The 18125-nt window shown below is 71.5% G+C and carries 20 protein-coding genes; 7 read left to right on the forward strand and 13 right to left on the reverse strand.

Annotation, left to right across the window (positions count from 1 at the left end; translation table 11 throughout):
• Window positions 1-91: 91 nt before the first annotated feature.
• Window positions 92-1810: a PHP domain-containing protein gene (locus BLV72_RS09320; RefSeq protein ID WP_244320705.1), complete on the forward strand. Its 1719-nt coding sequence runs from the start codon at window positions 92-94 to the stop codon at window positions 1808-1810.
• 52 nt (window positions 1811-1862) lie between these two features.
• On the opposite strand, the gene BLV72_RS09325 is transcribed toward BLV72_RS09320, so the two are convergent.
• Window positions 1863-2996, reverse strand: coding sequence for a pectate lyase family protein (locus BLV72_RS09325; RefSeq protein WP_244320706.1), 1134 nt, complete (start codon window positions 2994-2996; stop codon window positions 1863-1865).
• Window positions 2997-3320: 324 nt separating this feature from the next.
• Between BLV72_RS09325 and BLV72_RS09330 the strand changes: the two genes are divergently transcribed.
• On the forward strand, window positions 3321-4112 hold the full coding sequence (locus BLV72_RS09330) for an intradiol ring-cleavage dioxygenase (protein WP_093461522.1): 792 nt from the start codon (window positions 3321-3323) through the stop codon (window positions 4110-4112).
• A 162-nt stretch (window positions 4113-4274) separates the two neighbouring features.
• Entirely contained in the window at window positions 4275-5063 is a 789-nt protein-coding gene (locus BLV72_RS09335) for a GNAT family N-acetyltransferase (protein ID WP_093461523.1), read from the forward strand.
• Between the two features lie 102 nt (window positions 5064-5165).
• Here the strand turns inward: BLV72_RS09335 and arfA are convergent, their stop codons facing one another.
• Entirely contained in the window at window positions 5166-6698 is a 1533-nt protein-coding gene (gene arfA, locus BLV72_RS09340) for an arabinosylfuranosidase ArfA (protein WP_093461525.1), read from the reverse strand.
• Window positions 6699-7071: 373 nt separating this feature from the next.
• A complete protein-coding gene (locus BLV72_RS09345) occupies window positions 7072-7470 on the reverse strand; it encodes a hypothetical protein (protein ID WP_059147830.1) in 399 nt (132 codons plus the stop codon).
• Between the two features lie 169 nt (window positions 7471-7639).
• Here BLV72_RS09345 and BLV72_RS09350 point away from each other — a divergent pair, with 169 nt between their 5' ends.
• Window positions 7640-7984 (forward strand): hypothetical protein, encoded by a 345-nt coding sequence (locus tag BLV72_RS09350; RefSeq protein WP_208905595.1) that lies wholly within the window; start codon window positions 7640-7642, stop codon window positions 7982-7984.
• Between the two features lie 101 nt (window positions 7985-8085).
• Here BLV72_RS09350 and BLV72_RS09355 read toward each other — a convergent pair whose 3' ends face one another.
• The gene (locus tag BLV72_RS09355; RefSeq protein WP_093461526.1) at window positions 8086-9105 is read right to left on the reverse strand and encodes an NADP-dependent oxidoreductase; all 1020 of its coding nucleotides are present in this window, start codon (window positions 9103-9105) and stop codon (window positions 8086-8088) included.
• Window positions 9106-9193: 88 nt separating this feature from the next.
• Between BLV72_RS09355 and BLV72_RS09360 the strand changes: the two genes are divergently transcribed.
• Window positions 9194-9622: a MarR family winged helix-turn-helix transcriptional regulator gene (locus BLV72_RS09360; RefSeq protein WP_093461528.1), complete on the forward strand. Its 429-nt coding sequence runs from the start codon at window positions 9194-9196 to the stop codon at window positions 9620-9622.
• 34 nt (window positions 9623-9656) lie between these two features.
• Here BLV72_RS09360 and BLV72_RS09365 read toward each other — a convergent pair whose 3' ends face one another.
• The 3 genes from BLV72_RS09365 to BLV72_RS09375 form a co-directional block, all read right to left on the reverse strand.
• The gene (locus BLV72_RS09365; protein WP_093461529.1) at window positions 9657-10400 is read right to left on the reverse strand and encodes an SCO2400 family protein; all 744 of its coding nucleotides are present in this window, start codon (window positions 10398-10400) and stop codon (window positions 9657-9659) included.
• Window positions 10401-10530: 130 nt separating this feature from the next.
• Window positions 10531-11397 carry an SMP-30/gluconolactonase/LRE family protein gene (locus BLV72_RS09370; protein WP_093461531.1) on the reverse strand — a complete coding sequence of 289 codons (867 nt, stop codon included), beginning with the start codon at window positions 11395-11397 and terminating at the stop codon, window positions 10531-10533.
• Window positions 11394-12170: an IclR family transcriptional regulator gene (locus BLV72_RS09375; protein ID WP_093461532.1), complete on the reverse strand. Its 777-nt coding sequence runs from the start codon at window positions 12168-12170 to the stop codon at window positions 11394-11396. Before BLV72_RS09375 ends, BLV72_RS09370 begins: the two co-directional genes overlap by 4 nt.
• A 122-nt stretch (window positions 12171-12292) precedes the next feature.
• On the opposite strand from BLV72_RS09375, the gene BLV72_RS09380 reads away from it, so the two are divergent.
• On the forward strand, window positions 12293-12916 hold the full coding sequence (locus tag BLV72_RS09380; RefSeq protein ID WP_093461534.1) for a hypothetical protein: 624 nt from the start codon (window positions 12293-12295) through the stop codon (window positions 12914-12916).
• Here the strand turns inward: BLV72_RS09380 and BLV72_RS09385 are convergent.
• The 5 genes from BLV72_RS09385 to BLV72_RS09405 all read right to left on the reverse strand — a co-directional run bounded on the left by BLV72_RS09385 (window position 12891) and on the right by BLV72_RS09405 (window position 16059).
• Entirely contained in the window at window positions 12891-13316 is a 426-nt protein-coding gene (locus BLV72_RS09385) for an OsmC family peroxiredoxin (protein ID WP_059147822.1), read from the reverse strand. The two genes, BLV72_RS09380 and BLV72_RS09385, sit on opposite strands and share 26 nt — an antisense overlap.
• A 57-nt stretch (window positions 13317-13373) precedes the next feature.
• Window positions 13374-14021, reverse strand: coding sequence for a histidine phosphatase family protein (locus BLV72_RS09390; RefSeq protein ID WP_093461535.1), 648 nt, complete (start codon window positions 14019-14021; stop codon window positions 13374-13376).
• Window positions 14014-14427, reverse strand: a complete 414-nt coding sequence (gene trxA, locus BLV72_RS09395; protein WP_093461537.1) for a thioredoxin — start codon at window positions 14425-14427, stop codon at window positions 14014-14016. Before trxA ends, BLV72_RS09390 begins: the two co-directional genes overlap by 8 nt.
• 106 nt (window positions 14428-14533) lie before the next feature.
• Entirely contained in the window at window positions 14534-14761 is a 228-nt protein-coding gene (locus BLV72_RS51960; RefSeq protein ID WP_093461538.1) for an FG-GAP repeat protein, read from the reverse strand.
• A complete protein-coding gene (locus tag BLV72_RS09405) occupies window positions 14671-16059 on the reverse strand; it encodes an FG-GAP and VCBS repeat-containing protein (protein WP_093461540.1) in 1389 nt (462 codons plus the stop codon). The genes BLV72_RS51960 and BLV72_RS09405 overlap by 91 nt, the downstream gene beginning before the upstream one ends.
• 296 nt (window positions 16060-16355) lie before the next feature.
• On the opposite strand from BLV72_RS09405, the gene BLV72_RS09410 reads away from it, so the two are divergent.
• Window positions 16356-16997 (forward strand): CatB-related O-acetyltransferase, encoded by a 642-nt coding sequence (locus BLV72_RS09410; protein ID WP_093461541.1) that lies wholly within the window; start codon window positions 16356-16358, stop codon window positions 16995-16997.
• Between the two features lie 81 nt (window positions 16998-17078).
• Here the strand turns inward: BLV72_RS09410 and BLV72_RS09415 are convergent, their stop codons facing one another.
• Window positions 17079-17852 (reverse strand): GNAT family N-acetyltransferase, encoded by a 774-nt coding sequence (locus BLV72_RS09415; RefSeq protein WP_093461543.1) that lies wholly within the window; start codon window positions 17850-17852, stop codon window positions 17079-17081.
• Window positions 17853-18125 lie beyond the last annotated feature (273 nt).

The following is an 18125-nucleotide window of genomic DNA, read 5'->3' on the forward strand; positions in this document are numbered from 1 at the left end:
AGACGTCCTCTCGGCTGATGACCGGTGATGAGGGGCTGTTGGGCGTGCGGTGTTCGACTGGTGTTCAACCGCGTTCCTTACCTTCGCGCTCATGGCCCCCGGACATCACCACCCTCATGATGAACACGCGGTGCACAGCCTTCCTCCGGCTCTCGACCTGTCCGTACGGGACGAGGAGCTGACCCCCGACCAGCTCTCCCGGCGCTCGATGCTGCGCCGCGCGGGGCTGCTGGGCGCGGGGCTCGGTGCCGTGAGCGTGCTGGACGGCGGCGCCGCGCGCGCCGTCGCGGCGACCCGCGCGGCGCCCGGCTCCCGGCAGCACGGCGGCGGCTATCTGTGGCTGGCCGGGGACCATCACATCCACACCCAGTACAGCAACGACGGCAAGTACCGGGTCATCGACCAGGTGCGACAGGGCGCCCGGCACGGCCTGGACTGGATGGTGATCACCGACCACGGGAACGTCACCCACGCCCGGATCGGGGTCGAGAAGGTCAACCCCGACATCCGCGAGGCACGCGAGACCCACCGGGACGCGCTGGTCTTCCAGGGGCTGGAGTGGAACATCCCCGGCGCCGAGCACGGCACGGTCTTCGTCCACCCCGGCCGTGACGAGGTGGCGGTGCTCAAGGAGTTCGAGACCTCCTTCGACGGGTCGGTCAAGAACGCCGGCGACTCCACCCCGCAGAACGAGGCCCTGGCCATCGCCGGTCTCGACTTCCTCTCCGACGCGGTGCGGCGGCGGCGCGTCAAGGCCGCGCTGATGCTCGCCAACCACCCCGCCCGCAAGGGCCTCGACTCCCCGCACGAGATCCGCGGCTGGCGGGACGCCCAGCCGCACATCGCCGTCGGCATGGAGGGCGCGCCGGGCCACCAGGCCGGCGGGATCCCGGCCTCCGCACACGGTCCGGGCGGTGCGCGCGGGCTGTACGAAAACGCCCCCGGCCCCCAGTCCTTCGCCGCGTACCCGGCCGAGTCGTACCGCACCTGGGGCGGCTTCGACTGGATGACGGCCACGGTGGGCGGGCTGTGGGACAGCCTGCTCGCCGAGGGCAAGCCGTGGTGGATCACCGCCAACTCCGACTCCCACAACGTCTACGCCGACACCGCGATGCGCGGCCCCGGCAGCGACTACGAGACCAACGGGCGGCAGGACGACCCGGTGTACCGGGGCGGGCTCGACCTGGAGGAGAACGACTACTGGCCGGGCCAGTACAGCCGCACCCATGTGGGCGCCGAGGACTTCTCGTACGCCGCCGTCATGGACGGCATCCGGGCGGGCCGGGTCTGGGTGGACCACGGCGGCCTGATCAGCGGCCTCGACGCACGGCTCAGCGGCGGCGAACGGGACGCCGAACGCGGCAGCGGCGGCCGGGGCCGCTCGGTCACCCTCGGCGGCACGTTGCACGTGGAGCGAGGCGCCCGGGTGCGGCTCGAAGTGGACATCGCGCCGGCGAACGGCGCCAACTGGGCCGGCTTCGTGCCCACGTTGGCGCGGGTGGACGTCGTTCAGGGCGAGGTCACGGGGGCGGTGGGCGACCGCGACACGTTCGCGGCGCCGCGCACCCGGGTGGTCAAGTCGTTCGAGATCAGCCGCACATCGGGGTCGGTGCGGCTCTCCTACGACCTCGGTGCCGTGGACCGTCCGCTGTACGTACGGCTGCGCGGGACCGACGGCAACCGGACGGCGGTGGGCGCGCGGGGCGCGGCGGTGGATCCGCACGGCCCGGCGATGGATGTGCCGGGCGATGCGGATCCCTGGCGCGATCTGTGGTTCTACGCCAACCCGATGTGGGTGCTGCCCTCCTGACGACGGGGCCGGGTGCGTCCGTCCTGACGAGGGGGCCGACCGCATCCGCGTCTCAGAGCTTGCCCGCGCCCGCCTGGGCGGTGACGCTCGCCACGACGGAGGACGCCGGTTCCGCCGTGTACGCGTACGGCGGGGTGGTGAAGCCGCCGGTCTGGGACACCTCCGTGGCCGCCCCGCCCAGGTCGTTGCCGCGCAGCACCGCATAGCCGTCGATGTCGCTGTCCCGGCTGGTGGTCACGGCCACCTCGGTGTCGCGGAAGACGTTGTTCTCCACCAGCGTCTGCGCGCCCATCCGGGAGTGCACACCGGTTTCCGTGCCCTGGACGTAGTTGTCGTAGAAGTGGCCGGTGCCGAAGCGCAGGCTGGGGATGCGGGAGTAGACGTTGGTGAACCAGTTGTGGTGGTACGTCACCTTGAGGTGGCCGGTGTCCTCGCTCGCGTTGTTGTCGCTGTGGCCGACCAGGCTGCCCTTGAAATGGTCGGCGAATCTGTTCCAGGAGACGGTGATGTTGTCGGAGCCGTGGCTGATGTCCAGCAGACCGTCGTAGTAGTCCTTGTCGTGGTCGCGGTCGGCCGAGAGGGTGTTGTGGTCGATCCACACCCTCGTGGACTTCTGCACGGTGATGGCGTCGGACGGCTTCCGGGGCCTGCTGAGGTTGAGATTGCGGACGATGACGTTGGTCGCCTCCTTCAGCCGCAGTCCGCCGCCGGTGAAGCCGGAGCCCGAACCCACACCCAGCACGGTGGTGTTGGAGCCGATGTCCACCTGGCCGGTGAGGGAGAACAGCCCGGAGACCTTGACCACCTTGGCCTTGTCGCCGGTGACGGCCGCCTTGAAGGCGTCCAGGGAGGTCACGGTGGTGGCGGTGGCGTTTCCCCCGCCCGTGGTGCCGGCGCCGAAGCCGATGGGGGCGGTCTCGGCAGTGGGGTGGGCGGCCGTGGCGGAGCCTGCGGCGGCAGTGCTGCGTGTGCTCTCGGAGCGTGCGGAGTCGGTCGAGTCCGTGTCATGGGCGGAGACCGTGGAAAGGCCACCGAGGGCGAGCGCCGCGGCAACGCCCGCGCCGACCGCCGTCAGCCGGCGCCGGTTGCGGGCGGTGACGGGAGTGCTCAAGGCGCTGGTGACACCGGTGGCACCGGTGACGCCGGCGATGTCGTCCGTGATGCCGTGGTCGTGCGTCGAGCGCATAGGGGGAGTCCTCTCATTCGGAGGATCTCCACACGGGAGGGGTAATCGCTTGCGGGATAAGCGCGAATGAGCGGGCAAGCACGCTGATCGCAAAGGCCGGTGGAGATCGCCAAAGGTGCGGCTCTGACGGGTGCGGGGCCCTGACGCCGGGCGGTGCGGTCAGGACCGCCCCGGCGGACAGCAGCCATCCCGGAAGAAGCTAGTAAGCGCTTGTGGCACTGTCAACACCCCCTTGCGGCAAGGGAGTTGGCCGTAAAGGAGAGTTGACGGGTACGGACTTTGCCGAATCCACAGGCGTCCCACAGACACCGCCGCTACCTTTCCATGCCCATGACAGACTTATCCTCCGCCCCCATGGGGCGTCGACGCGTCCTGGTCGCCGGAAGCGCGGCCGCCGCGGCCATCGGAATAGGCGCGGGCACGGCCGCCGCCCGCCCCGAGACGGCCTCCACGGCCACCAGAAGCACTGGCGTTGCAGCGGCCCGCGACGCCACCGCCATCTGCACGCTCACCAAGGAGCTCACCGAGGGCCCGTACTACCTCGACCACGCCCTCGTCCGCTCCGACGTCGCCGAGGACAAGAAGGGAGTCCCGCTCCAGCTCACCCTCACCGTCGTGGACACCGCCACCTGCGCACCGCTCAACAAGGCGCTGGTGGAGATCTGGTACTGCGACGCGCTCGGCGAGTACTCCGGCTTCGTCGGCAACAACGGCCACCAGGAGCCGGACAACGGCACGTTCCTGCGCGGTGCCGTGCTCACCGTCGCCGACGGGGTGGCCAACCTCACCGGCATCTATCCCGGCTGGTACCGCGGCCGCTGCATCCATGTCCACCTCAAGGTGCACACGGACGTCACGCTCACCCCGGACGGCTCGTTCACCGGCGGCAACGAGATCCACACCGGGCAGCTCTTCTTCGACGAGAAGATCACCGAGGCGGTGGCCAAGCTCTCCCCGTACTCCAGCAACACCGTCCCCCGCACTCCCCTGTCCGCCGACGGCATCTACGGCAACGGCGGCACCGCCGCCGGGCTGCTCGCCGTGACGGCGCTGGGCAGCACCCCGTCCGCCGGTTACCGCGGCACGCTCACGGTCGGCGTCGACCCGGACGCCTGACCCGCACGCAGGAGCTAACCGAGCCGAGTTCCAGGCCCAGAGAGGCGCTCGACTGGGCAAGCACGGCCGAGCGCCTCTCACGTTCCACATGATCACTCACGCCGGTGGGGAACGGGAAAAACCCAGTGGTGCGGTTGGCCTCCCCATGCTGAAGTGAGCCGGATGAACCCTGAAGAAGTACTTGCCTTGTTCGACCGCCAGCTTCGGCGCGACGCGCGGGCCGACGGGCGCGGAACCCGTGTCGAGCGGGACGGCAACGTCGTACGGCAGGTCGGCACGGATCACGACTGGAACGGCATCCTCTGGTCGGACCTCGACCAGAGCACGGCGGATGCGGCGATCAGAGCCCAGACGCGGTACTTCGCCACGCTCGGGCGCGAGTTCGAATGGAAGGCATACGCCCACGACCGACCCGGTGACCTCGGGAGGCGGCTGAAGTCGGCCGGGTTCACGCCCGAGCCGCAGGAGGCAGTGATGGTCGCGCCGGTCCGGGACCTGCCCACCGACGCCGCACTGCCCGAAGGCGTCCACCTGCGTCCGGTGACCGACCCCGCCGGAGTGGACCTCATGGCGGACGTCCACGAGCAGGCCTTCGGCACCAGCAGCGCTCACCTGCGGCAGCGACTGCTCGCCCAGCTCGCCCAGAATTCCGAAACCATCAGCATGGTCGTCGCGATGGCCGGCGACCTGCCCGTGTGCGCGGCGCGGACGGAACTGAACCCAGGCACCGACTTCGCCGGTCTTTGGGGCGGCGGCACCGTGGCTGCCTGGCGCGGCCGGGGCATCTACCGGGCTCTGGTCGCCCACCGCGCCCGGACCGCCGCCGACCTCGGCTACCGCTACCTTCAAGTCGATGCCACCGACCAGAGCCGCCCCATCCTGCAGCGACTCGGGTTCACCGTGCTGAGCACCACGACTCCCTACGTCTACGATCCCCACCGCGAGGCGTAACCCGAGGACGCGGCTGCCGGACAGACAAGAAGTCACCCACGTCGTCCATGGCAAGGCGCTCCGTGGCAAGGCACTCAGGGCAAGGCGCTCAGGGCAAGGCGCTCAGGCCAGGCGGATAACGTTCCAGGACATCGGCTCGAGCGTGGTGCGCAGGGCGCCGTCCGCGAGCGCCGTGTCCTCGCCGGGGTGCGGGGTGACGCGCTCGGGGTCCGTGAGGGTGTTACGGGCCTCGGGGTCGGCGTCGGCGAGGACGGTGTGCTCGACCACGCGGGTCACCGGCAGCGCGTGCAGGGCGATCTCCAGCGGGAGGGGGCGGTGCTGGTCGCGGTTGACCGCGAAGACCGTCACCGCGCCGGTGGACTCGTCGAGGACGGCGGTGGCGTGCAGCAGCGGGACCTCGCCGTAGCCGGCCGTCTCGTACGTCGGGCTGTCGACGTTGACCTGCAGCACCCTCCCCCGCCCATGGGCCGATGCCTGCGCGAAGGGGTAGAAGGTGGTCTGCCGCCAGGCCGGGCCGCCGGGTTCCGTCATGATCGGGGCGATGACGTTGACCAGCTGGGCGAGGCAGGCGACGGTGACGCGGTCGGCGTGGCGGAGCAGGGCGATCAGCAGCGAGCCGACCACGACGGCGTCGGTGACGGAGTAGTTGTCCTCCAGGAGGCGCGGGGCCTCCTCCCAGTTGAGCGGCTCGGCGCGGTGATAGTGGGTCTGGTACCAGACGTTCCACTCGTCGAAGGACAGGTTGATCTTCTTCTTCGACTTCAGCCGCGCGCCGATGTGATCGCAGGTGGCGACGACGTTCTCGATGAAGGACTCCATGTCCACGGCCGAGGCGAGGAAGGAGTCACGGTCGCCGTCGCGCTCCTCGTAGTAGGCGTGCAGGGAGATGTGGTCGACCAGGTCGTACGTCTCCTGCAGGACCGTCGCCTCCCAGGTGGCGAACGTCGGCATCGACTGGTTGGAACTGCCGCAGGCCACCAGCTCCACGTCCGGGTCGATCTGCCGCATCGCACGGGCGGTCTCGGCGGCGAGCCGTCCGTACTCCTCGGCGGTCTTGTGCCCGGTCTGCCAGGGGCCGTCCATCTCATTGCCCAGACACCACAGCCGGATGCCGTGGGGATCCTTGTCGCCGTGGCCGATCCGGAGGTCGGCGAGGGCGGTGCCGGATGGGTGGTTCGCGTACTCCTGCAGCTCAAGGGCGTCCGCGACACCACGTGTGCCGAGGTTGAGCGCCATCATGGGCTCGCCGTCGACCTTGCGGACGAAGTCGATGTACTCCGAGAGACCGAACCGATTGGTCTCGGTGGAACGCCACGCGAGATCGAGCCGGCGCGGCCGCTCCTCGACCGGCCCGACGCCGTCCTCCCACTTGTAGCCGGAGACGAAGTTGCCACCGGGATACCGGATGACGCTGACGCCCAGCTCGCGGATCAGCGCGAGGACATCGGTCCGCAGCCCGGCTTCATCGGCGGCCGGGTGGCCGGGCTCATGGATGCCGGTGTAGACGCAACGGCCGAGGTGCTCGACGAACGAGCCGAAGAGGCGGGGGTTGACCTCGCCGACGGCGAAGGCGGGGTCGAGGGTGAACCGGGCGGAGGCGGCGGCGGAGGCGGAAGGGGAAGGGGTCTGCGGCATGGCGGCCCATCTCTTCGGGTGCCGCGACTACGCGACGTCGCGGTTTCGCGGCTATTCGGCATTTCGACCAGCGCTCGTTTCTTCGAACGCGACCGTAAGATCTCGCCGCCACGTGCGTCAATGGTGGGACGGGGTGCGTTGTTTGGGGTGCGCGGCTCGGTGGGGTGCGGGTTTCGTCTCGCGCCTTCGGCGCGATTGAGCAGCGGCGGCGGGGGTGCCGGGGCGCGGGACACATCGCCGGCCGACGGGCCGGTGGGCGCGCCGCCCGGTGGCGGCTGCCCATGTCCATCGCGCCGAAGGCGCGAGACGGCGCCGCACACACCCACACCGCTCATCCACACCGCCCGGCCGCGCCGCCCGGTCGAAACACGACTCACTCCGGGCGCATCCCCGTGCTGGACAGCCTCAGCCGCAGCTCCCGCTCCTGGTCGCCCGCCACCGCACCCTGCTCGCGGACCTCGAAGGCGCGGGCCAGGACGTCCGCCACCTGTTGCACCTGGCGGGGGCCGCCCTGGAGGTCGGCGGTGACGGGTGCCGTCAGGGAGGCGGGGCGGGGCTCTTCGCGGGGGTCCGCCACCTCGAAGACGGAGGTCCACACCGTGGGCCGCCCCTCCCCCGCGTCCTGCGGAAGGTTCGTGGTCGCCTCGTCGGACTCGTAGCACGTACGCAGCACACCGAACACGGCCTCGGCGTCGTAGCGCGAGATTCCGCTCACCGCCACCAGCACCTGCGAGGCGGACCGAGGCTGTTCCGGACCGGCCATCGTGGACATGGGGGCCACCTTTCCGTTCGGTCTCTTCCGGCTCTTCCGGTTCTTACGGTTCCGGCGAACGCCGGATCTCTTCGGGTACCCACCGCCCCCGGACACATCACCTCATGAGCGCTCCCCGGCCCCTTGACCCATCCGACCGCCGCCGTCGGAGCCGGGAAGGGAAGTTTTCGTGATCACATCGGTCCGCACAGCCCTCGCCGCCGCACCGGTCCCGCTGACCACGTCGCCCGCCACCGCGGAACAACCCGGCGGCGACGGCACCGTGGATTTCGGACAGCGCCTCCAGCCCATCGACGGCTTCGGCTTCTCCCAGGCGTTCCAGCGCGCCGATGTGATGCATGGCGCGCAGGGCCTGACGCCGCAGCATCAGCGAGAGGTGCTGGATCTGCTGCTGGCGGGAGGGAGGCGCGGGGCGCGGTCTACCGGACGGATGACACCCATGCGCTCAGCCGGGTCGGGCCCGCGCGGGTGCGCGACGGACGGCTGGCGGTCGAGCTGCCGGGGCGTTCGCTGACGACGGTGGTGTTGCGGTAGCCGACCCGCCGACGCCCCCTGCCAACGGGTGGCAGGGGGCGTCGGATCCGTGGCCCGGGTCCTCGCCGGGTCCTCGGTTCGTCAGTCCTCGAACGCGACGATCATCTTGCCGGTGTTCTCCCCACGGAGCATGCCGAGGAAGGCGTCGGCCGCGTTCTCCACACCCTTGATGACGGTCTCGCGGTAGTGCAGCTTGCCCTCGCGGATCCAGCCGCCGACCTCCTCGAAGAACTGCCCCTGCAGCGCCTGGTGGTCCCCGACCAGCATGCCCTGCATCCGCAGCCGCTTGCCGATGACCATCGCGAGGTTGCGCGGGGCGGCGGGCGGCTCGGTGACGTTGTACTGCGAGATCATGCCGCAGACGGTGATCCGGCCGTGCACCTTGAGGCGGCCGATGGCGGCCTCGAGGTGCTCGCCTCCGACGTTGTCGAAGTAGACGTCGATCCCGTCGGGCGCGGCCTCCTTGAGCTGCTCGGCGACCGGGCCCTTCTTGTAGTTGAAGGCCGCGTCGAAGCCGTACTCGTCGAGCAGCACCCGGACCTTCTCGTCCGAACCGGCGCTGCCGATCACCCGGGAGGCGCCCTTGAGCTTGGCGATCTGGCCGACCTCGCTGCCGACCGCGCCCGCCGCACCCGAGACGAAGACCGCGTCGCCCTCCTTGAAGGACGCGACCTCCAGCAGCCCCGCGTACGCGGTGAGGCCGGGCATGCCGAGCACGCCGAGGTAGGCGGGGAGGGGGGCGACCTCGGGGTCGACCTTGACGGCGCTCTTGGCGCTCACCGTCGCGTACTCACGCCAGCCGCCGAAGTGCAGGACGTGGTCGCCGACGGAGAGCCCCTCCGCGTTGGAGGCGATGACCTTGCCGACCGCGCCGCCTTCCATCGGCTGGTCGAGCTGGAACGGCGGCGTGTACGACTTCACGTCGTTCATGCGCCCGCGCATATACGGGTCCACCGACATGTAGAGATTGCGGACCAGCGCCTGCCCGGGGCCCGGCTCGGAGATCGGGGCCTCGCGCAGCGCGAAGTCCTCCGGCTTCGGCCACCCCTGGGGGCGGGCGACCAGGTGCCATTCACGGCCGGTGGTGGGGATGACGGACATGGAAGGTGCCTCTCATACGTTTCAGCAGATGAAACAATCATGCTGCTGGATATTTCATGCTGTCAAGTAAATGAGTACTCTGGTTGCCATGACGTCCCGCATCGACCCGCTGACCCTCGAGGTCGTCGAGCTCATCGGCACCATCGTGGCCCGTTACCACGAGGAATACGAGGAGGCCGCGGCCAAGCACTCCCTGACCGGGGCACAGGCCCGGGTGCTGGGCCTGCTGTCCGGCGGCCCGACGCCGATGCGCCGGCTCGCCCAGCAGCTGAAGTGCGAGCCGTCGAACGTCACCGGGATCGTCGACCGCCTGGAGTCGCGCGGCTTCGCCGAGCGCCGCCTCGACCCGGCCGACCGGCGGGTCAAGCTGGCCGCCGCCACCGAGGCGGGCCGGGAGACCGCCGCACGGCTCAGGGGCTCGCTCGACTTCGCGCGCGAACCGCTGGCGGAGCTCTCGGACGAGGAGCGTACGGTGCTGCGCGATCTGCTCAAGCGGATGCTGGGCGTCGCGCCGTAGCGAAGGCGGAGCCGTTGCGCGTCGGGATGCCCGGCTAGGTGCACCACCACAGGAAGCGATTGCAGGTATCCGAGGGCGATGGGGTCGGCGTCGGTGCGACGGTCGCCGGGGCGGTGGGCCCCGGATGCGACGGCGTGGTGGGCCCCTGGGTCGTACCGGGGCCGCCCGGGGCCGAGGAGGTGGCGTCCGACGGGTCCCCGTCCGGATCGGACGAGGTGTCGTCCTTGTCGTCCTTGGACTTCCCGTCGTCCTTGCCCTTGTCCTTGGACGCGTCCTTGTCCTCGCCCTGGCCGCTGTCCGACGCCGAAGGGAGCTCGCTCGGGCCGGACGTGTCCTGGGTGACCGGGTCGTCGGAGTCCGACACCCCGCCGCTGCGGTCGGCCACCGGCTCCTGCCGGCTGGGCGACGGGGAGGACTCCCGCCAGTGCCCCTCGGTGGCCAGCTCGGCCACGAACACCGCGGCCAGCACCGGGCCGAGCACCGCCGCCATGATCGTCACCCGGCGGCCACGCCCCCGGCGGGCCCGACGGGCGCGGCTGCCGATGAGGCGGGGCTTGGGCTTGCGGCGCGAGGCCCGGGTGGCGCCGGAGGCGGGGGACGCCTGCGCCGCACGGCGGTCGGCTCTCCGCTGCGCACGGGGCGCGGGCGTGTCGGCCCCGCCCTCGTGTGCCGTGTCCGATGTGGCGGAGGGCAGGCCGAGATCCTCAGCGGGCGTCCCGCAACCGGGGCAGGAGACGGCACCGTTGAGATGGCGGCGGCAGGGAGAGCAGTAATCCATTTCGCCGGGCAGGTTATGTGACCAACGGGTAGGTCAGCAGGACGCGGGGTGTGAGGATCCTGTGCAAAGACCGTACGAAAGCCCTCGTCAGGCCGTGTCCCGACAGCCCTTGGCGTCCGCCCGGCCCCGCTCAGCCGGCGAAGGCGGGCTGCGCCAGACCCTGCCCCGCACCCTCGATGACCAGCAGCGACCCGGCGAGCGGCGGCGCAAAGGCGCCGAGTCCGGCCCGTGCGGAGGTCAGATACAGGTCGGTGAGGTCCGCACCGCCGAAGGCACACGCGGTGGGGCGCGGGAAGGGAAGCTCCACCACCCGATCGAGTGTCCCGTCGGGGGCGTAGCGACGGATCGCGGCGCCGTCCCACAGGGCGACCCACACCGCGCCGTCGGCGTCCACACACAGCCCGTCCGGGAAGCCGGCGCCCTTCTCGACCTCGGCGAACGGCCTCCGGCCGGCGACCACCGGACCATCGGCGTCGTCCACGTCGAAGACATCGATACGCCGGGTGGGGGTGTCGATGTAGTACATGAGGCGGCCGTCGGGGCTCCAGCCGATGCCGTTGCTGACCGTCACCTCCGGCAGGAACTCCGCAGGGGAGCCGTCGGCCCCGATCCGGGAGAGCGTGCCGCCGCCGGCCGTCTCGTCGTAGCGCATGGTGCCCGCCCAGAGCGCGCCGTCCGGCGCCACCGCGGCGTCGTTGCCACGGCGGCCGGGGACGGCCTCGCGCAGCAGCCAGTCGAAGCCGCCGTCGGCGCCGTACACCCCGATGCCGTCGCGGAGGTTGACCACCAGACCGCCGCCCGCGCGGGGCTTGGCCGCGCCGACATGCTGCTCGGTGGCCAGGGTGGTGCGGCGGCCGGTGGCGGGGTCGTAGGTGTGGACGCGGGAGGAGAGGATGTCCACCCAGATCAGCCGCCGGGCGGCGGCGTCCCAGGTGGGTCCCTCACCGAGCACGGCGTTCGCGCGCACCGCGATCTCGAGCGATGGCCGTGTGCTCATATGTCCCGCCTCCGATGTCCCAGCCGCACCGACAGCTCTCCCGCGCCCTTGGCCGCCAGCTCCTCCAGCTCGGCCTGGCGCTCCTCGCTCCAGCGGATCGTCGGCACCGAGATCGACAGCGCCGCGACCACCTTGCCCGTGGAGTCCCGTACGGGCGCCGCCACGCAGCTCACATCCGGATTGGACTCCCGCTGCTCGACCGCGATGCCGCGCTCGCGCACGGTGAGCAGATGGCGGCGCAGTTCGACGGTGGAGGTGATGCTGTTGTCCGTCATCGCGGGCAGCGGCTGCTCGTCGGACAGCCGCGCGTCCAGGGCGTCGTCGGTCAGGGAGGCGAGCAGCATCTTGCCGACCGAGGTGCAGTGGGCGGGCAGCTTGCGGCCGGCGGCGGAGACCATGCGGACGGCGTGGGTGGAGTCGACCTTGGCGATATAGATGACGTCCATGCCCTCGAGAATCGCGACATGCACGGTCTCGTCGCAGGTCTCCGCGACGCTCCGGGCCACCTGCCGGCCCTCGGCGGCCAGGTCGAGCTGCTCGGCGTAGCGGCTGCCGAGCTGATACGGCCGCACTCCGAGCCGATAGCGGCCGGGCTGGTCGGGTACCTGGACCAGATAGGAACGGGCGGCCAGAGTAGTCACCAGCTCATGGACGGTCGTACGGGGCAGGCCGAGCCGACGGGTGATCTCGGGTGCGGAGAGGGTGCCGTCTCCGTCCAGGAAGAGCTCGAGTATGTCCAGAGCCCGTGTCACCGCGGGCACCAGGCGTCCCATAGTGCTCGCCCTCCCCTTCTGGTCAGATGGCAAGCGTTCGAGATTCCGGCCGGTGGCCGGTATCGCGAACACAGGTTATGCGGAGCGGACTTCCCCGGCAATGGTCCGGCAAAGTAGGAGCCATGGATTCCGCGCCCGGCTCGTTCCTCCAGCCCGACTCATTTCCCACCCCCTTCCCCTTCGTCCTCGTACTGCTGCGGCGGATGGCCGACCATCAGCCGGGGCTGGTCGAGGACGCACTGCGCGAGCTGGGGTTCGGGCGTGCGGTGATGCGCGAGGCCAACCGCCGCTGGCAGGCCATGCAGCGCTCGCCACGGCGGCGCTCGGCGGTCGCCCGCTACCGCTCCGTGCTGGGCCCGCCCGAGTCCACCTCCACCCGCCGGATCGGCGATCTGACGAGCGAGGCGCTGAGCTGGTCCCTGCCGCTGTGGCCGGATCTGCGGTTCGAGGTGCTCACCGCGCCGAACGGGGCGGTGTGGAACGACTGGCTGGTGCGCGCTCCGGGCGCGCCCGGGCCGCGGCTGCGGACGGCCGCCGACCTCGTGCCCTGGTCCTGCACGGTGGACGAGGTGGCGCGCGCCTTCGCGCCCGCGCGGCCCATGGAGGGCTCGGCGCCCACCCGCTGGCGGCTGGCCTTCGACGCACCGGAGGCGGACAACGGCGAACTCCGCCACTATGTGGCGGAGTTCACCTGGGGACTGCTGCAGCGTGTGGAGAACGTCAGGCCAGCTTCGCCGACAGCGTGATCTCCGTACCGGCGAGCGCCTGGCTCACCGGGCAGTTCTTCTTGGCGTCCTCGGCCGCCGCGGTGAACGCGGCCTCGTCCAGGCCCTCCACCGTGCCCTCGACGGTGAGGTGGATGCCGGTGATGCCGGTGCCGGGCTGGAAGGTGACGTCGGCCTGGGTGGTCAGCTGGGTGGGCGGGTTGCCCGCCTGGGTGAGGCCGTGCGAGAGCGCCATCGAGAAGCAGCTGGAGTGGGCCGCCGCGATCAGCTCCTCGGGGCTGGTCTTGCCGTTGGCCTGCTCGGCGCGGGACGGCCAGGAGACCTGCTGCTCGCCGATGCCGGAGGAGTCGAAGGTGACGGTCCCCTGTCCCTGGGCCAGATTGCCCTGCCAGACGGTGTGCGCGGTACGCGTCGTAGCCATGCTCGCTGTTCCCTGCTTCCTGTCGGACGTGCGGTATGCGAATACGGTCGGAGGTGATCACCCGGCGGGGATGCCACCGCTTCCGGTCGCCTCCTGCCCGGAGATCGACTCCGAGCCTACGTTCCAGGCGACCACGGCCGGGCGACCATGCTCAGTTCCGAGTCGACTCACGGTCGCGGTGTCCAGCCGGAAGAGCGCGCCGGCGGACGGGGGCAGGCCCAGCCGGCGGGCGGTGAGCACCCGCAGTACGTGGGCGTGCGCCACCAGCACCACATCGGCGCCGTCCTCCGCCGCCAGCTCGGCGGCGATCCGGTCGAGCACCCGGTCCACCCGGGCCCCGATCCGCTCGGGCGACTCCCCGGGGTGGTCGGGGCCGCCCGGCGGGACGCCGTCGGTCCACAGGTTCCAGTCGGGGCGGGTGCGGTGGATCTCGGTGGTGGTGATGCCCTCGTAGCCGCCGTAGTCCCATTCGCGCAGCTCGGGCTCGACGGTGAGGTCCTCGAGCCCGGCGAGCCGGGCGGTGCGCATGGCCCGCGCCAGCGGGCTGACCAGGGTCAGCCCCACCTTCCGCGCGGCGAGCGGCGAGCGCAGGGCGCGGGCCTGCTCCTCACCGCGCGGTGTCAGGGGCACATCGGTCCAGCTGGTGTGCTTGCGCGACCGGCTCCACTCGGTTTCGCCGTGCCGGATCAGCACCAACTCAGCCACGGTTGCCGGATGCCTTCTCCTCGTCGATGGCCCGCTTCTCGTTCGACGCGGCGGCGATGGAGGCCCGCACGCTGTCCATGTCGAGGTCGCGGGCCTGGCCGATGATGTCCTCCAGGGCCGGCTCGGGGAGGGCGCCGGGCTGGGCGAACACCGCGATGTTCTCCCGCACGATCATCAGTGTGGGGATGGACTGGACGTCGAAGGCGGCGGCCAGCTCGGGCTGCGCCTCGGTGTCGACCTTGGCGAACAGCAGATCCTGATGGCGCTCGGCGGCCTTCTCGTAGATGGGCGCGAACATCCGGCACGGCCCGCACCAGGAGGCCCAGAAGTCGATCAGGACGAATTCGCTACCGGACACGATCTCGTCGAAGTTGTCCTTGGTGAGCTCGACGGTGCTAGTGCTCATGCCTGCGTTACCCGCTTCCTACGTCGGCAGATGCCACATGCACCGTAACCCCGCCACCGCCCGCGGTTATTCCGGGGCCGTGGCGCCCTTACGGCCGCTCCGCCGGTCAGGCCGTCCGGAAGCGTATGCCCAGGTCGGCAGGGGTGAAACGGCGTACGTCCCGGGTGGACAGCCCGCGGTCGGTCCCCCGGAAGACCCAGAAGCCCCCCGCCCTGCCGTGGCCGTAGCCGGGCGCGGCGGCGATCAGCTCGTCGTGTCCGTCCCCGTCGACGTCGAGCAGCGGGGGCTGGGGGGCGAAGGCGTCGAAGCCGTACGGAGTGTGCCGGCCGGGCACCCCCGGGGTGTCCAGGTCCAGGGTCTGCTCCCCGCCGCCCCCTTGTGCGCGCTCGCGGCCGGGTCGTACTCGCCACCGTGCCCGCGCCGTGCACCGGGCAGCAGGGTGAGCCGGCCGTTGCCGTAGTTCTTCTCCGGGGTGGCCACCACCAGGTCGGGGCGGCCGTCGCCGGTGATGTCGCCGACGGCCGGGGAGCCGCCGAAGCCATCGCCGCGCCGTGCGTCGCCGGGCAGGCCCGGCCCCGACGGATCGACCGTGAGATCCGAACGCCCCCGGCCCAGACCGGACCTGGCACCGTGGACGACGGTCAGCCGCCCGGCGCCGGAGTGCCGCCCGGGACCGAGGGTCCCCTGACCGGGCGCGAGCAGATCGTCGATCCCGTCGTGGTCGGCGTCCCCGGCCGCGGGCTCGCGCGGGCCGTCCTCCGTGCCGAGGGCGTGGGCCAGGCGCGCCTCGGGCCGCTTGTCCCGCACCAGGCCCTTGGGGCCGCCGCGGTAGTGGGCTACGGGGGTGTCGAGGGGGGCGGTGTCATCGGGCTCGGGCTGGTCGGGCTGGTCGGGCCGTTCCGGCTGCGCGAGGTCGTAGCGGTAGGTCAGCACCACATCGGTGCGACGGTCGCCGTCGAAGTCCCCGGCGGTGGCGGTGGCGGGCGCCGCGCGGCGGGCCCGCCCGGTGGGGAGTGGGGTGGTACGGGCGGGGTCCGCCGTGGTGCCGAACGGCCCGTACAGCACCCGGACCGCACCCCGGCCGTCGGCACCCCGGCCGTCGGCCGCCGAGGCCAGCAGGTCGGCCGCGCCGTCCCCGTCGAAGTCCCCCACGGCCAGCGCCAGAAATCCGGCCGCGCCACCCCGGAGCGGGCGCGGCGCGGCCAGCCCGCGGGAGCCGCCGCGCAACATCACCGTCTCCCCCGTCCGCTCGCCCCGCGGCGAACTCCCGTGCCGGAAGCGCGCCGTCACCAGGTCGGTGAAGCCGTCGCGGTCGAGATCGGTGCGCAGCAGGGGCCCGACGTAGTCGTCCTCGGCGCCGTCGACGACGAGGCGGCGCCGCGGGTCGGGGCCGTGCGCCGAGCCGTAGACCACCGCCAGCCGGGCGGGCAGCGGCCCCCGGGAGGCGCTGGTCGGGCGGATGGCGGTGGCGAAGTCGTCGTAACCGTCGCCGTCGAAGTCCCCGAGCGAGGCACCGGCCGTCCCCTTCGTGGCCCCCTCGACCGGCTTCGGGCCCCCGTGGCCGCCCTCGCTGCACCCGGCGAGCAGCAGCACGGACACGGTCACGGCGGCGCCGGGAACGGACGAACGCACGTTGGCACCTCGCGAGGCGGATCGAGCGGTCACGGACAACGGTCGGGGACGAACGGACGGCGGTCAGGGACAAGGGGCACGGACAACGGGCACGGCTACGGACACGGCTACGGAGACGAACGCGGATGCGAACGAAGGCTTCATCGCTCAAGGACTCCAGGAAGCACGATCGGGTTGCCTCGCGGACGTCCCCGCCGAAGCCCCCGCCGACGCCCCCGCGGAATGCGCGCGACACCGGGCACCGAGGTTGCGATCATGGCGAGAAAACTTCTCCGGACGAGGAAGGGCGATGCCCGATGCCGGCCATACCCGCCGACCCGACCGTGCTGCACCCGATGCCCGAGCAGCCGCGGGTGGTGCTGCTGAAGCCGCTGATCACCTCGCCGCTGATCGAGGTCGGGGAGTTCTCGTACTACGACGACCCGGATGACCCCACCGCGTTCGAGACCCGCAATGTGCTGTACCACTACGGGCCCGAGCGGCTGGTCATCGGGAAGTTCTGCGCGCTGGGCGAAGGGGTGCGGTTCATCATGAACGGCGCCAACCACCGTATGGACGGCCCCTCCACCTTCCCCTTCCCCATCATGGGCGGCTCGTGGGCCGACCACTTCGACCTGATCACCGGCCTGCCGGGCCGGGGCGACACCGTGGTGGGCCATGACGTCTGGTTCGGATACCGGACGATGGTGATGCCCGGGGTCCGCATCGGCCACGGGGCGGTCATCGCCTCCGGTTCCGTGGTGGTGGACGACGTCCCCGACTACGGCATTGTCGGCGGCAATCCGGCCAAGCTCATCCGCCGCCGCTACGACGACGCGGACATCGCCCGGCTGCTGGCCCTGGCCTGGTGGGACTGGCCGATCGAGCACCTCACCGCCCATATCCGCACGATCATGTCCGGAAGCGTGGACGAGCTGGAGGCGGCGGCTCCGCGCTGAGCCCTGTCCGGCGGACGGCAGAGGGGGCCTGCTCCACGGTCGCGGCCGTACAGCGCAGACCGTGGAGCAGGCCCCCTTCTCTCAGCGCTCGAGACTCATGTACAGCCGGGTGCCCCGGGGCTGGTAGCCGACGCGTTCGTAGACGCGGCGGGAGCCCTCACCCGAGTACTCCAGCCATACCGACTGGGCTCCTCGGGCGAACATCGTCTCGGTCAGCGCGGCGGTGACCGCGGCGGCGATGCCCCGGCCGCGGAAGGCGGGCCGGGTGCCCACGCCCGCCAGTTCCGCGGTGCCCACGGCGGGTGCCGAGCAGGTGGCCCCGCCGGCGCAGCCCCCGTCGGGTGCCCGGACGAACCGGACCGCGCCCCCGTCCTCCTGGATACGGCGCAGCCGGGCCGCCCCCTCCGGAGAAGAGGCGAACTCACCGGCGAACGCCTCGGACAGCGCGGCGTCGATCGCCCGGTAGTCCTCGTCCGTGGACGGGACGGCGACCGGGACCGCCACGGGGCCGGCCTCCGCGTCCCGAGAAAGGGAAAGGGTGAGCCTGTCCGGGGTGCACACCAGATACGCGTGCACCGCCTCCACGGTGAATCCCGCCTCCCGCAGCGCGGGCTCCACGTCGGGCGCGGCATCCGGCGCGAACTCGAGCCGGGGCTTGAGATCGCGTACCCGGAACGCCTCGATCAGCTCCCTGACGTCCCGGGCGGTGGGCCGGGTGCCGGGGAGCGGGGTCGCGTAGTTGATGTACGGGCTGGTGGTGCCGGGATCGAACCCCGCCACAAAGCCCCCGGCTTCGACCAGCACGGGGCGGCGGCGGAGGTTGGCTACGGCAAAGCTCTGGACGTCGGTGCCCATGGTGATGTGACCTCACGAAGAAGCGCGGCGGAAGGCGCCGCGAAAGGAATGGCGTGCGGATACGTGGGGCCGCCGTGAGGAGACGCGTGTGGCACCGATCGTTCAGTGCCGACGGCGGCCGCTGGGGGACGCCGAGTCCATGGGCTTCAGTCCTTTGACAGGTAGCAGGCAGGAGAAATCGCCATCGGCGAACCTATCCCACGGCGTGGCCGAGTGACAGTTCGTTTTTTGGGGTGCGGCGCTAGCGGCGGCCCGCGCCCGGCCTTTTCTCCG

The sequence above is a fragment of the Streptomyces melanosporofaciens genome (assembly GCF_900105695.1).
Classification (GTDB): Bacteria; Actinomycetota; Actinomycetes; order Streptomycetales; family Streptomycetaceae; genus Streptomyces; species Streptomyces antimycoticus.